Source organism: Pararhodobacter oceanensis (genome assembly GCF_003076755.1).
Lineage (GTDB): Bacteria > Pseudomonadota > Alphaproteobacteria > Rhodobacterales > Rhodobacteraceae > Pararhodobacter > Pararhodobacter oceanensis.
In genome coordinates this window covers 22425-35333 of record NZ_QDKM01000001.1, presented here as the reverse complement: position 1 = coordinate 35333, position 12909 = coordinate 22425, and the positions used below count along the sequence as shown (strand labels likewise).

At 62.6% G+C, this 12909-nt stretch carries 11 protein-coding genes; 4 read left to right on the top strand and 7 right to left on the bottom strand.

All coding sequences use genetic code 11. The features are described from left to right. The first annotated feature begins 153 nt into the window (after positions 1 to 153). Positions 154 to 3648, top strand: coding sequence for a DNA polymerase III subunit alpha (gene dnaE, locus DDE20_RS00175; RefSeq protein ID WP_116556443.1), 3495 nt, complete (start codon positions 154 to 156; stop codon positions 3646 to 3648). Positions 3649 to 3710: 62 nt separating this feature from the next. Here dnaE and hemF read toward each other — a convergent pair whose 3' ends face one another. From hemF to DDE20_RS00155, 4 genes are all read right to left on the bottom strand, one after another. Then, a complete protein-coding gene (gene hemF, locus DDE20_RS00170) occupies positions 3711 to 4583 on the bottom strand; it encodes an oxygen-dependent coproporphyrinogen oxidase (protein ID WP_116556442.1) in 873 nt (290 codons plus the stop codon). 136 nt (positions 4584 to 4719) lie between these two features. Continuing rightward, positions 4720 to 5415, bottom strand: coding sequence for an aminoacyl-tRNA hydrolase (gene pth / locus DDE20_RS00165; protein WP_116556441.1), 696 nt, complete (start codon positions 5413 to 5415; stop codon positions 4720 to 4722). A gap of 138 nt (positions 5416 to 5553) precedes the next feature. Continuing rightward, the gene (locus DDE20_RS00160) at positions 5554 to 6192 is read right to left on the bottom strand and encodes a 50S ribosomal protein L25/general stress protein Ctc (RefSeq protein WP_116556440.1); all 639 of its coding nucleotides are present in this window, start codon (positions 6190 to 6192) and stop codon (positions 5554 to 5556) included. 139 nt (positions 6193 to 6331) lie between these two features. Beyond that, on the bottom strand, positions 6332 to 7213 hold the full coding sequence (locus tag DDE20_RS00155) for a TIGR01459 family HAD-type hydrolase (RefSeq protein ID WP_116556439.1): 882 nt from the start codon (positions 7211 to 7213) through the stop codon (positions 6332 to 6334). 120 nt (positions 7214 to 7333) lie between these two features. On the opposite strand from DDE20_RS00155, the gene DDE20_RS00150 reads away from it, so the two are divergent. Beyond that, positions 7334 to 8584, top strand: a complete 1251-nt coding sequence (locus DDE20_RS00150; RefSeq protein ID WP_116556438.1) for an aminopeptidase — start codon at positions 7334 to 7336, stop codon at positions 8582 to 8584. A gap of 175 nt (positions 8585 to 8759) precedes the next feature. On the opposite strand, the gene DDE20_RS00145 is transcribed toward DDE20_RS00150, so the two are convergent. Next, positions 8760 to 9680 (bottom strand): manganese-dependent inorganic pyrophosphatase, encoded by a 921-nt coding sequence (locus DDE20_RS00145; RefSeq protein WP_116556437.1) that lies wholly within the window; start codon positions 9678 to 9680, stop codon positions 8760 to 8762. 111 nt (positions 9681 to 9791) lie between these two features. On the opposite strand from DDE20_RS00145, the gene DDE20_RS00140 reads away from it, so the two are divergent. Beyond that, complete coding sequence (locus DDE20_RS00140; protein ID WP_116556436.1) at positions 9792 to 10511, top strand: DUF2161 domain-containing phosphodiesterase; 720 nt, start codon at positions 9792 to 9794, stop codon at positions 10509 to 10511. Between the two features lie 76 nt (positions 10512 to 10587). On the opposite strand, the gene DDE20_RS00135 is transcribed toward DDE20_RS00140, so the two are convergent. Both DDE20_RS00135 and DDE20_RS19085 read right to left on the bottom strand, forming a co-directional pair. Beyond that, a complete protein-coding gene (locus DDE20_RS00135) occupies positions 10588 to 11727 on the bottom strand; it encodes an amidohydrolase (RefSeq protein WP_116556435.1) in 1140 nt (379 codons plus the stop codon). Further along, positions 11720 to 12232: a phosphatase domain-containing protein gene (locus DDE20_RS19085; RefSeq protein ID WP_205961587.1), complete on the bottom strand. Its 513-nt coding sequence runs from the start codon at positions 12230 to 12232 to the stop codon at positions 11720 to 11722. The genes DDE20_RS00135 and DDE20_RS19085 overlap by 8 nt, the downstream gene beginning before the upstream one ends. A 359-nt stretch (positions 12233 to 12591) precedes the next feature. On the opposite strand from DDE20_RS19085, the gene DDE20_RS00125 reads away from it, so the two are divergent. Further along, the gene (locus tag DDE20_RS00125) at positions 12592 to 12879 is read left to right on the top strand and encodes a co-chaperone GroES (RefSeq protein WP_116556434.1); all 288 of its coding nucleotides are present in this window, start codon (positions 12592 to 12594) and stop codon (positions 12877 to 12879) included. Positions 12880 to 12909: the final 30 nt, after the last annotated feature.

The following is a 12909-nucleotide window of genomic DNA, read 5'->3' as shown; positions in this document are numbered from 1 at the left end:
CTGCACGGGATGCCATATATGCTAAGTTAATGTGAGCATTCTTTCGCCCGATCTGGCAAGTAGGAATTATCCACATATCAGCTATGCATTTTCTACGCATCATTGAAAATCATTCCACCTTGCGCCGCCCGACCCCAAGGATATCCTTGCCCCATGTCAGACCCGAAATTCATCCATCTGCGCGTCCATACCGAGTATTCCCTGCTCGAAGGGGCGCTGCCGCTCAAAGAGCTTATCAAACACTGCGGCACGCGCCAAATGCCGGCGGTGGCGGTCACCGATTCGAACGCGCTGTTCGGCGCGCTGGAGTTTTCGGTGCTGGCCCAAGGCGCCGGCGTGCAGCCGATTGTCGGCATGCAGATCGATGTGATGCTGCCGCCCGAGCAGACCGGCGATAAGCCGCGCCCGCCCGCGCCTTTGGTCCTGCTGGCGCAGAATGAGGCGGGCTATGAAAGCCTGATGAAGCTGAACTCCTGTCTGTATCTGCGCGGCGACGGGCAATTGCCCCATGTGACGCCCGAAGACCTCGCCAGCCATGCCGGGGGGCTGATCTGCCTCTCGGGCGGCGCCAATGGCGTGGTCGGCAAGCTCATTCAAGACGGGCAGGCGGCGCGGGCGCAGGCGCTGATGACGACGCTGGCGGCGATCTATCCCGAGCGGCTCTATGTGGAACTCCAGCGTCATCCCGGCGAGGGCGGCCAGCCCACCGCCGCCGAGACCGCCACCGAGCGCCCCTTTGTCGAGATGGCCTATGCGATGGACCTGCCGCTGGTCGCCACCAATGACGTGCATTTCCCCAACGCCGATATGTATGAGGCCCATGACGCGCTCTTGTGCATCAAAGAGGGCGCCTATGTTGACCAACAGGCCCCGCGCCGCCGGTTGACGCCGCAGCATTACCTGAAATCCGCCGAGGAAATGGCCGCGCTCTTTGCCGATCTGCCCGAGGCGTTGGCCAATACCGTCGAGATCGCGCGCCGCTGCGCCTTTGCCGCCTATAAACGCGATCCGATCCTGCCCAAATTCGCCGATGACGAGGTGCAGGAACTCCGCCGCCAAGCCAACGAAGGGCTGCAAAACCGTCTCAAGGTGATCCCCCATGCGGCACCGGTCGAAGAGTATCAGGCGCGGCTGGATTTTGAGCTGGATATCATCGAAGGCATGGGCTTTCCCGGCTACTTCCTGATCGTTGCCGACTTCATCAAATGGGGCAAGGATCAGGGCATTCCGGTGGGGCCGGGGCGCGGTTCGGGTGCGGGCTCGCTGGTCGCCTATGCGCTGACCATCACCGACCTTGACCCCCTGCGCTATGCGCTGCTGTTCGAGCGGTTCCTCAACCCAGAGCGGGTGTCGATGCCCGACTTCGACATCGACTTTTGCATGGACCGCCGCGAAGAGGTGATCCGCTACGTGCAGGACAAATACGGCCGCGACAAGGTCGGGCAGATCATCACCTTCGGTGCGCTCTTGTCGAAAGCGGCGGTGCGTGATGTGGGCCGCGTGCTGCAAATGTCCTACGGGCAGGTCGACAGCCTGTCCAAGATGATCCCCGTCGAAGGGGTCAAACCGGTGTCGATCACCAAGGCGCTGGCCGATGAGCCGCGGATGCGCGAGGCGGCCAAAGAAGAGGTCGTCGGGCGGCTGCTGAATTACGCCGAGAAGGTCGAAGGCCTGCTGCGTAACGCCTCGACCCACGCCGCCGGCGTGGTGATCGGCGACCGGCCGCTGGATGAGCTGGTGCCGCTCTACCGCGACCCGCGCTCGGATATGCCGGCCACCCAATTCAATATGAAATGGGTCGAGGCCGCCGGTCTGGTGAAATTCGACTTTCTGGGCCTCAAAACCCTGACGGTGATCCAGAACGCCATCGACCTGATCCACACCTCGGGCCGCGACATCCATATCGCGCCGGACGGGCACCAGATCTACACGCCCGCCGAGGGCGCGGAAAACGAGATCAACGCGATCCCGCTGGATGACGAGCCGACCTATAAGCTCTATGCCTCGGCACGCACCGTTGCGGTGTTTCAGGTGGAAAGCACCGGCATGATGGATGCGCTGCGGCGCATGAAACCGACCTGTATTGAGGATATCGTGGCGCTGGTGGCGCTCTATCGTCCTGGTCCGATGGAGAACATCCCCACCTATTGCGAGGTTAAGAACGGCCTCAAACCCATTGAATCTATTCACCCTTCTATTGATCATATCCTTGAGGAAACCCAGGGCATCATCGTCTATCAGGAACAGGTGATGCAGATCGCGCAGGTAATGGGCGGCTACTCGCTGGGCGGCGCCGACCTGTTGCGCCGTGCGATGGGTAAAAAGATTGCCGAGGAGATGGCCAAGGAACGCCCAAAGTTCATTTCGGGCGCCATCGAGAACGGTGTCGACAAGAAGAAGGCTGGAGAAGTTTTTGATCTTCTTGAGAAATTCGCCAACTATGGGTTCAATAAATCCCACGCCGCTGCCTATGCGGTGGTCAGCTATCAAACCGCTTGGCTGAAGGCCAACCATCCGGTTGAATTCATGGCCGCGGTGATGAACTGCGACATCCATCTCACTGAAAAGCTTGCAGTTTATAAGCGTGAGGTCGACCGGATGGGCATCGAGGTCATCGCGCCTTGCGTCAACCTGTCGAAAGCCGGTTTCAGCGTCGCTGACGGCAAAGTGGTCTATGCTTTGGGCGCGCTCAAGAACGTCGGCGTTGATGCGATGGGGATGATCGTTGAGGCGCGCGGCGATGCGCCGTTCCGCGATCTGATCGACTTTGCGCAACGTGTGGATATGAAACGGGTTGGCAAACGCTCGCTGGAAATGCTGGCCCGTGCCGGAGCCTTTGACGCGCTGGAGAAGAGCCGCAAGAAGGTATTCGAGGGGCTGGATGCGCTGACCGCTTATTCCGCCGCCTCCCATGCCGCTGCGGCCTCGGGGCAGCATTCGCTGTTCTCGGGTGGCGACGATCTGCCGCCGCCGCGTCTGAAAACCAAGGGTGAATGGCTGCCGATGGACCGTCTGGCCGCCGAGCATCAAGCAATCGGGTTCTACCTATCCGGCCATCCGCTGGACGACTATGAAGGCGCGTTGAAGCGCAAGGATATCATCACCGTCGCCGAGCTGACCAAACGCGCCGAACGCGGCGCTCTGGTGGCGCGGATCGCAGGTTCGGTGTCCTCGCGGCAAGAGCGTAAATCCGCCCGCGGCAACCGTTTTGCCTTTGTGCAACTCTCTGACACGACGGGACTTTACGAAGTGACGGTGTTCTCCGACACGCTGGAGGCGGCGCGACAGCATCTGGAAACCGGCATGAATGTGGTGCTGACCGTCGAGGCGACGCTTGAAGCCGATACGCTGAAGCTATTGGCACGCGGGGCGCAGCCGATTGACGATGTGGTGGCCGATGCCGGTGCGGCGGGGCTCTGCCTGCGGTTGGAGGGCCCGCATGCTTTGGCCGAAGTTGCCGAGGTCCTTGATCTGCACCCGCCGCAAAAAGCGCCGCGCAAATCCTTGGGACCGCTGCTGTTTTATGTGCCCGATCCCGAGACCGGCGGCGAGATCGAAATCGACGTCGGCCGCGAAGTGCCAGTGACGCCGGTGCTCAAAGCCACGCTGCGCGGTGTCGAAGGTGTGTTGGAGGTCGCAGAGGTCTAAATACAATGTCAGACAATAAGGCGGAGCTCCTCGCAAAATTGTCTGACATTAGGATTGCGGCTCTAGGTCCATTTCGCCAGCGGCGGCAGGCTCATCAGAACAGCATTCGCGTCATGGCCGGTCTCCAGCCCGAATTTCGTGCCGCGATCATAGACCAGATTATACTCGGCATAGAGGCCGCGGTGCACCAGCTGCGCGTCGCGGTCGGCCTCGGTCCATGGCGTGGCGCGGCGGCTCTCGCAGAGTGGTGCGAAAGCGGGCAGGAAGGCCTCGCCGACGGCTTTGGTAAAGGCAAAATCCGCCTTCCAATCGCCGGTGTTCAGATCGTCATAAAAGATCCCGCCGACACCCCGCGCGCGACCGCGGTGGGGGACGTAGAAATACTCATCCGCCCAGGCTTTGAAGCGGTCGTAATAGCCCGCGTCATGGGCATCACATGCGCGCTGCATCTCGCCGTGGAAATGCGCGGTATCCTCGGGGTATTCAAGGCAGGGGTTGAGATCGGCGCCGCCGCCAAACCACCAGGCATTCGGCGTCCAGAACATCCGCGTGTTCATATGCACGGCGGGCACATGCGGGTTTTGCATATGGGCGACAAGGCTGATCCCCGAGGCCCAGAACCGCGGGTCATCGGCCATGCCGGGCACGCCGCGCGCCGCCATCGCCTTTTGCGCGCGCTCACCCAGCGTGCCGTGCACTTCCGACCAGTTGACGCCGACCTTTTCAAACAGCCGCCCGCCGCGCATCACCGACATGATCCCGCCGCCACCGCGCCCCTCGTCACGCTGGGTCGGGGTGACCTCGAACCGCCCCGCAGGCGCGTCCGCCTCGGTGCTGTCTTCCAGCGCCTCGAACCGTGCAACGATGGTATCGCGCAATGTATGGAACCAATCCGCCGCCTGTTTCTTGCGTGCGGTGAAATCACTATGGGTCATCGGGCTCTCCTGTGCTTGGCTCGGTGTATAGCGCCCGTTGCGGGGAGCGATGCGCCAGATCGTCGCGGTGATATGAGTATTTAGGCAAGATGAAGCCGGAGGATGCGAGGGGCCTGCGGGCGGGGCAACAGGCTGGTTAGCGAAACCTGTCGGCCAGGCGTTGCAAGGGGCTGCGGGTGTCCTCGGGTGGGTCCGCGGGGGCAGGTGCTTTGGCCGCGGGCTCGGTTGTTGCTTGCGCGGGCGGCTCTTTGGAGGCGTTGCGCGCCGGTGCCACGCGGAGGGCGACAGCGTTTTGGAACCGGCTGCCGTCACCGGCGACCAGATGCGGCGCCCCGTCCGAGATCCCGCGCAGCAGGTCATCCAGCCATTCGGCATCCGCCTTGGGGAAATCACGCAGCACATAGCCCGCCACGGCGTTTTTATTCCCCGGATGACCGATGCCGAGGCGCACACGGTCATACTCGGCGCCAATATGCTGGTGGATCGAGCGCAACCCGTTGTGCCCAGCATGCCCGCCGCCGGACTTCAGCCGCAGCTTGCCGGGCGCTAAATCAAGCTCATCGTGGAATACCACCACGTCGTCGGGCGCGAGTTTCAAATAGCGCATCGCCTCGCCAACCGCTTGACCCGAGAGGTTCATAAAGGTCTGCGGCTTCAGTAACATAACCCGCTCGGAGCCAAAACGCCCCTCGCTGATCTGCGCCTGAAACCGCGCTTTCCACGGGGCGAACCCGTGATCCGCGGCAATATGGTCGAGCGCCATAAACCCGATGTTATGGCGGTTCTGCGCGTATTTCGCGCCGGGATTTCCAAGGCCGACAAGTAATTTCATGGCGGCGTTTTACGCGGTGGCGGCAGTGCTGTCTATCACCTGCGGCAAAACTCTCGCGGGCGGGGATGACGCGGGTGGCGCAACGAAAAACCCCGCCCAAAGGGGCGGGGTTCAAATGCATGACGCGGGTGCGGAAGATTACTCTTCTGCGGCCTCTTCGCCAGCAGCGTCTTCGGCACCATCATCTTCGCTATCCGAGGAGCGCAGGCTCGACGGGGCGGCGATATTGGCCAGCACAAAGTTCCGCTGGATGGTCGGCTTGGCGCCCGAGGGCAGGGTGACGTCGTTGATATGCACCACGTCGCCGATATCCAGACCGGCCAGATCAACGGTGATCTGCTCGGGGATGTCACCGGCCAGCACGTTCAGTTCAACTTCGGGGCGCACCACGGTCAGCGTGCCGCCACGCTTGAGACCCGGGGCCTCTTCGTGGTTGATGAAGTCGATCTGGATGTACAGGCTGATCCGCGAGGTGCGGCGCAGGCGCATCAGGTCAACATGGGTCGGCAGGTCTTTGACCACGTCGCGCTGCACATTGCGGCAGATCACGCGGACATCGTCCTGGCCTTCAACCTTGAGGTTGAACAGCGTCGACAGAAAGCGGCCTTGCTTGAGCAGCTTGAGCAGGTAGTTGTATTTAAAGTTCAACGAGACGGGCTCTTCGCCGCCCCCGTAAACCACTGCCGGCACCAAACCATCACGACGAGCTTGACGAGCGGCCCCCTTGCCTGTCCCCGTCCGGACCTCGGCGACGAGATCAGGGATCTCTTTAGCCATATCGGTTCTCCTAGAATAAGATTGCGTAAGATGCGCCCCTCCAAGGGTGGATGCGCATCGCTGTGGCGCTTAGACGATCTTGTCGTGGAAGGGAAGCGCAAAACGCAAAATGGCAGGGGAAACCCTGAGGCCGCGCGGATTACGCCAGCCGCCCGATGGCAAAGCGCGGATGCAGGTCTTCGGCCGCGAGCCATGCCTCTAATGCCGCGGCATCGGGGGCGTCCGGGTCGGGGCCGAAATGCGCGGTCTCCAGCCCGCCGGTGACAAACACCGCGTCGATCCCCTCGGCCTGCGCGCCGCGAATATCGGTGCGCACCCCGTCGCCAATGGCCAGCATCGCGTCACTCTCGGAGCGCGCGCCGATCTTGGCCAGCTCCCGGCGGGCAAAGTCGTAGATCGGCGGATGCGGCTTGCCAAAGGACAGCACCTCGCCGCCCATTTCGTCATAGAGCGCGGCCAAAGCGCCCGAGCAGATCAGCCGTGTCTCGCCGAAATCCACCACCAGATCGGGGTTGGCGTTCAGCATCTTAAGGCCCTTGGTTTTGGCATAGAGAAACTGCGCGCGGTAATCCTCGGGCGCGTCGTTAAATTCGTCAAACGGGCCGGTGCAGATGATCCCCTCTGCCTCTTCCAGTGGCACCAGCTCAATCGGCGGTTGGTCCTGCAGCCATTCGGGAATGATCTCGAACAGATCCGCATCTTTGCCCGGTCCCAAATGCCAGAGCTTTCGCCCCGCCGCCCCGCTCAGCATCGCCTCCTGTGTGGCATCGCCTGAAGCGACAATCAGATCATAGGCATCGGCAGGTAACCCCATGGCATCGAGCCGCTTTTTCACCGCATGACGCGTGCGCGGCGCGTTGGTCAAAAGCACCACCGCCCCGCCACGCTCGCGAAACCGCTGCAACGCGGCCACCGCCTCGGGGTAAAGCGCCTTGCCGTTATGCAGGCAGCCCCAAAGGTCGCAGAGCAACACATCATAGGGCGCAGCGATATCATCAAGGCGGCTGATCAATTGGGTCACGAAATGCTCCTGAGACGTTGACGGCGGCGAGGGTCGGTCTATCCTGCCAAGCGAACTGGCGCAATCGCCGCGCGGTTCCATCACATGACCCGAAACGCGCAGACCCGACAGAGGCATAGAATGAGCACCAAAACGAGCCCCGCCATCGATCCCGTGAAACTTGACCGCTTGGCCGAAGTCGCCGTGCGCACCGGCCTCAACCTGCAAGAGGGGCAGGATCTGATCCTCTCGGCCTCGGTCACCGCGCTGCCCTTGGTGCGCAAAATCGTTGAACACGCCTATAAGGCGGGCGCGGGGCTGGTGACGCCGATCCTCTCGGATGATCAAACCGCGCTGGCCCGCTACCGCTATGGGCATGACGCCGGATTTGACCGTGCCGCGGGCTGGATGTTCGACGGCATGGCGCAGGCCTACGACAAGGGCGCGGCGCGGCTGGCGGTGGCGGGGGGCGACCCGATGCTCTTGGCCAATGAAGACCCCGACAAGGTCGCCCGTGCCAATAAAGCCATGGCGTTGGCCTATACGCCGGCACGCGAGCGCATCACCCAGTTCAAAACCAATTGGTCGATTGTCGCTTATCCCGATCCCGCTTGGGCGCGGCTGGTCTCGCCGGACCTGCCTGAAGACGAGGCGGTGCATGTGCTGGCCGAGGCGATCTTTGCCGCCTCGCGGGTCTCGGACGATAGCGCGGTGGCGAGTTGGGCCGCCCATAACGCCGAGCTGGGCCGTCGCGCTGCATGGCTCGACGGGCAAAACTTCGCCGCGCTCCATTACACCGGCCCCGGCACCGATCTAACCATCGGCCTCGCGGACGGACACAAATGGATCGCCGGCGCCACTGAGGCGCAGAACGGAATCTCCTGCAACCCGAATATTCCGACCGAGGAAGTCTTCACCACGCCCCATAAGCTGCGCGTCGAGGGCAGGGTCGCGGCGACCAAACCGCTCTCGCATCAGGGCACGTTGATCCGGGACATCGCGGTGGAGTTCAAAGACGGCGCGATCACCCAAGCGACGGCGAGCAGCGGCGAGTCGGTGCTGAATAAAGTGCTCGACACCGACGAGGGCGCCCGCCGCTTGGGCGAAGTGGCGCTGGTGCCGCATGCCTCGCCGATCTCGCAATCCGGCCTGCTGTTCTACAACACGCTGTTTGATGAAAACGCCGCCAGCCATATCGCGCTGGGGCAATGCTATTCGACCTGTTTCCATCGCGGCGAGACAATGGACAGTGACGAGATCGCGCGCCGCGGCGGCAATGCCAGCGCAATCCATATCGACTGGATGATCGGCTCGGATCAGATCGACATCGACGGCATCACCCAATCGGGTGAGCGTGTGCCGGTGATGCGCAAGGGCGCTTGGGCAAACTAATCGGGCCGCCCATCACTTTATGCCGCAAATATCCTGCGGGGGAGCGGCCCGCAGGGACGCCGGGGGTGCAATACCCCCGGCGTTTGTCGGGGGCTCATCGTCCATCGGACTTGAACCGATGGCGTCAGATGAACGATCCGCCGGCAAACGCGCCCTATAGTGCCAAAGACCCTCCTTACAGGGTCAGGGCCGGAATGATCTGCTTTTTGCGGCTCATCACGCCGGGCAGGACAACGGTATCACCGGTGACCGTCGCGCCAAAGCTTTTCTCGGCGAATTGTTTGACCAGATCATTGGGCACCAAAAGCGTGGCTTCCTCATTGAGGATGTCGATGACGAACAAGAGCACCTGATCGGCGCCGTCTTCAGCGGCGACGGCAGTCATCGACGCCATCAGGCTGGCCTTGCGGTCGAGGATCAGTTTCGGCGCGGTGGTTTCCAGAACCGAGACCCGCAGCGCTTTGCCAGCGGCAGTGTATTCCTTGCTGTCCATGCGCAAGAGTTCCGCGTCCGTGAAAGCAGAGATGTCGGATTTCGCTTCGAACATCTGCGCGGCATAGGCGGAGAGATCGAGGTTCAACTCGGCGGCCAGTTTCTCAGCCAATGCGCGGTCGGTCGCGGTGGTGGTGGGCGAGCGGAATTCCAGCGTGTCGGAGAGGATGCAGGACAGCATCAGCCCCTTCACCCAGTCGGGCATCTTATCGGCATCCGCGCCCATCAGATCATGCATCAGGGTTGCGGTGCAGGCGAGGGGGCGGATGGTGATGTCGATCGGGCCTTTGGTTTCCAGCCCGCCGACCAGCTTGTGGTGGTCGATGATCGCGGTGATATCGAGGTTGTTGATATTCGCGGGCAGCTCGGCGGGGTTGTTGGTGTCGACGATCACGACTTTGGTGCCGGCTTCAAAGCTTTCAACGATGCGCGGCTTGGGGCAGGACCATTTTTCCAGCACAAAGGCGGCTTCGGTGTTGGGTTCGCCCAGAAACACGGCTTCGGCGCGCTGGCCTTTGATCTCGTTGAGATACCACGCCCAGATGATCGGCGAGCCGGTGGAATCGGTGTCGGGGGATTTATGGCCGAAAACGAGCGTGGTCATGCGTGGGCATCCTGTAGGAGTTGCAATTCGCGGGACTTATAGGCAAGCGGGGATGATAGGAAAAGGGGGCGGGAGGATGTCGGCGGGCGATATTGCTCCCGTTGTGGGCAAATGCAGCGCGAATCCGAACTCTATGCGCCGCTGAAGGCGTTCTTTGAAGCGCGCGGGCTGACCGTGAAGGGCGAGATTGGCGCGGCGGATCTGGTGGCGATGGGCGGCGATGAGCCGGTGATTGTCGAGATGAAGCTGAAATTCTCGCTGGCGCTCTATCATCAGGGGATCGAGCGGCTGAAGGTGACGCCGCAGGTTTATCTGGCGGTGATGCGGCCCGAGGGGCGGGCGGCGCGGCGGATGATCAAGGAAAACACCGCGATGAGCCGGCGGCTGGGGCTGGGCCTGATGGTGGTGCGGGCGCGGGATTTGTTTGTCGAGGTGCTGGCGGAACCGGGGCCTTATGCGCCGCGGATATCGAAGGTGAAACGCAAGCGGATTGAAGCGGAGTTTGCGCGGCGGCAGGGCGATCCGAATGCGGGCGGGGCGACGCGGCATGGGATCGTGACGGGATACCGGCAGGATGCGTTGAGATGTGCCGCCTATCTGGCGGAATACGGGGCGGCGAAGGGGGCGGCGGTGGCCAAGGATACCGGCGTTCCGGTGGCGACGCGGTTGATGGCTTCCAATCATTACGGCTGGTTTGAACGGGTCGAAATAGGCGTCTACCGGCTGAGTGAGGCGGGTAAAAAGGGGCTGGCGGATTGGGACGGGGCGCTGCCGGAGGAGGGCGACCCTGCTGATCATTCCGCTGATCGTCCCACGCGTGGGACAGAGTGAGGGACACGCAATATCAAGAGCTTGGCCTGTCGCGTTAACCTCGGGTTGACCATGTTCCGCCCCGTCACACGGCGGGTTATTCGGGCAGCCGCGCCCGTGCAATGGCCATATGCGTGGCGACACCGTGGGCCAATGCGGCGTCGTTGAAGTCATAACTCGGGCTGTGCAGCGGGGCGGAGGTCTCGCCGTTCCCGATATAGGCGAAGGCGCCGGGGACATGGGCGAGGAAGCGGGCGAAATCCTCGGAGGCGGTCATCGGCGCGGGGCGCAATTTGGCCACTTCGGAGTGCGGCGCGGCGGCGTCGAGAAAGGCCTCGGCGAGGTCCGCGTCATTGATCAGCGGGATAAATTCGCGGCTGTAGGTGAGATGTGCGGTGACCCCGTGAGCCTCGGCCACGGCATGGGCGAGACGCTGCATTTCCGCCTCGATTTTCGCCGAGATCTCGGGGTTGAAGCTGCGGCAATCGCCGAGAATACGCGCCTCGCCGGGGAGGGCGTTGCGGGTGCCGTCGGTCAGGAGTTCGGTGACCGAAAGCACGGCGATCTCGGCGGGATCAATGCGCCGCGCGATGATGCTTTGCAGTTCCATCACCAGCGCGCAGGCGGGCAGCATCGCCTCGCGGATCATATGCGGACGAGAGGCATGGCCGCCTTGGCCGCTCAGGGTGATCTCGAAAACATCCTCGGCGGACATCAGCGCGCCCGCGCGGGTCTCGAAATGGCCGAGCGGCAGGCCGGGCATATTGTGGAGGCCGTAGATTTCATCAAAGGGAAAGCGGCTCATCAGCCCGTCATCAAGCATGGCTTGCGCGCCGCGCCCCCATTCCTCGGCGGGTTGAAAGAGAAAGCGGATGGTGCCGTCAAAGCCGCCCTCGCGGGCCAAGAGTTGCGCGGCACCTAAGAGCATGGCGGTGTGCCCGTCATGGCCGCAGGCGTGCATCAAGCTGGGGGTTTGTGAGGCGTGTTCGGCGCCGGTGGCCTCGGTGATGCGCAGGGCGTCCATATCGGCGCGCAGGGCAATCGCGCGGCTGGAGGTGCCGCGTTGGAGCGTGGCGACAACGCCGGTGCCGCCGATCCCTTCGGTGACCTCAAGCCCCGCCGCGCGCAAGACATCGGCGACGCTTGCGGCGGTGCGATGCTCTTCAAAGCCGAATTCTGGGTGGCGGTGGAACGCGCGGCGCAACGCGGTGAGGTCGGTGAGAAATGCGTCATTCATCGGTGTCAGCCTCCGTTGGTCCCGCCGTGGCCCAATGTAGTTGCGCCGCAGTTTCCACCGCTCCCGGGCGGGTGGCGCGTAGGCGGGCGAGGGCGGCGGCGGGGTCTTCACCGCCCTCGATCATCAGGCGCAAGAGGATCATGCCCGAGCGGCCAAAGCCACCCCTGCAATGGGTTAACACCGTGCCATGGGCGGCGAGGACGGACTGCGCCGCGCGTGAGACGGCGGCCCAATCGGCGTGATCGGGCGGGATGGCATAGTCGGTGATCGGGAAGGCGCGGAATTGTTTGGTGAGCGCGGCGAGCTGGCGGGGCAGGTCCGGCACGCCAAGGGCGGTGTTTTCGCTCAATGGCGTCAGGCTGAGGATCAGATCGGGGGCCAGCGCCTTGACCTGCGCGAAATCTTCGGCCTCACGCGGCACTGGGCAGAGGGCCAATCTGCCGTGGGGGCGGGCTGTCTGCGACGGCAGCGCGGGCAGGGTGCAGATGGTAAATGTCGCCGTCATGATCGCCCCCTGATCTATGCGCCCGCCTGTCCAGCCCCTGCCGGAATGTTGCAGCTTAGGTGCGGTGCAAATGCCGAGGGTAAGCCCTTGAAAACCCTCTGGCAATGCATAGGTTCATCAAGACGCCCTAGCGTCATTTCCAATCTTGAGAGAGTGCCAGATACGCCGCCATTCGGCCCGTATTTGCTGGGAATTTTGAGGCCAAGCGCCTGCACAACGCCAGACCGGAGGCGCCTGAAAAATTCCTGCAACACCGGTGTTGACACGCGCGCCGCCTCTGCCTATCTCAATCCTCGTTAGCACTCGCCTTGGGTGAGTGCTAAAACCCTTCATACCTGAACCTTAGGGAGTGTTCACAAATGGCCTTCAAGCCCCTTCATGACCGCGTATTGGTCCGCCGTGTCGAAAGCGATGAAAAGACCAAGGGTGGTTTGATCATCCCCGAGTCGGCAAAAGAAAAGCCCGCCGAAGGTGAAATCATCGCCATCGGTGCCGGTGCGCGTGACGAAGCCGGTGCACGCATCGCGCTGGACGTTGCTGCAGGCGACCGCGTGTTGTTCGGCAAATGGTCGGGCACCGAAGTCACGGTCGACGGCGAAGAGCTGCTGATCATGAAAGAAAGCGACATCCTCGGCGTGATCTCCTGATCCGCTGACGTTTCCTTTCCTTCCAACCTG

Bases quoted from the DNA above. Each gene is read 5' to 3' on its own strand.
- pth (WP_116556441.1), bottom strand. From the start codon at position 5,415: ATGAAATTACTTGTCGGCCTTGGAAATCCCGGCGCGAAATACGCGCAG.
- DDE20_RS00160 (WP_116556440.1), bottom strand. From the start codon at position 6,192: ATGGCTAAAGAGATCCCTGATCTCGTCGCCGAGGTCCGGACGGGGACA.
- dnaE (WP_116556443.1), top strand. From the start codon at position 154: ATGTCAGACCCGAAATTCATCCATCTGCGCGTCCATACCGAGTATTCC.
- DDE20_RS19085 (WP_205961587.1), bottom strand. From the start codon at position 12,232: ATGACGGCGACATTTACCATCTGCACCCTGCCCGCGCTGCCGTCGCAG.
- DDE20_RS00135 (WP_116556435.1), bottom strand. From the start codon at position 11,727: ATGAATGACGCATTTCTCACCGACCTCACCGCGTTGCGCCGCGCGTTC.
- DDE20_RS00140 (WP_116556436.1), top strand. From the start codon at position 9,792: ATGCAGCGCGAATCCGAACTCTATGCGCCGCTGAAGGCGTTCTTTGAA.
- hemF (WP_116556442.1), bottom strand. From the start codon at position 4,583: ATGACCCATAGTGATTTCACCGCACGCAAGAAACAGGCGGCGGATTGG.
- DDE20_RS00125 (WP_116556434.1), top strand. From the start codon at position 12,592: ATGGCCTTCAAGCCCCTTCATGACCGCGTATTGGTCCGCCGTGTCGAA.
- DDE20_RS00145 (WP_116556437.1), bottom strand. From the start codon at position 9,680: ATGACCACGCTCGTTTTCGGCCATAAATCCCCCGACACCGATTCCACC.
- DDE20_RS00150 (WP_116556438.1), top strand. From the start codon at position 7,334: ATGAGCACCAAAACGAGCCCCGCCATCGATCCCGTGAAACTTGACCGC.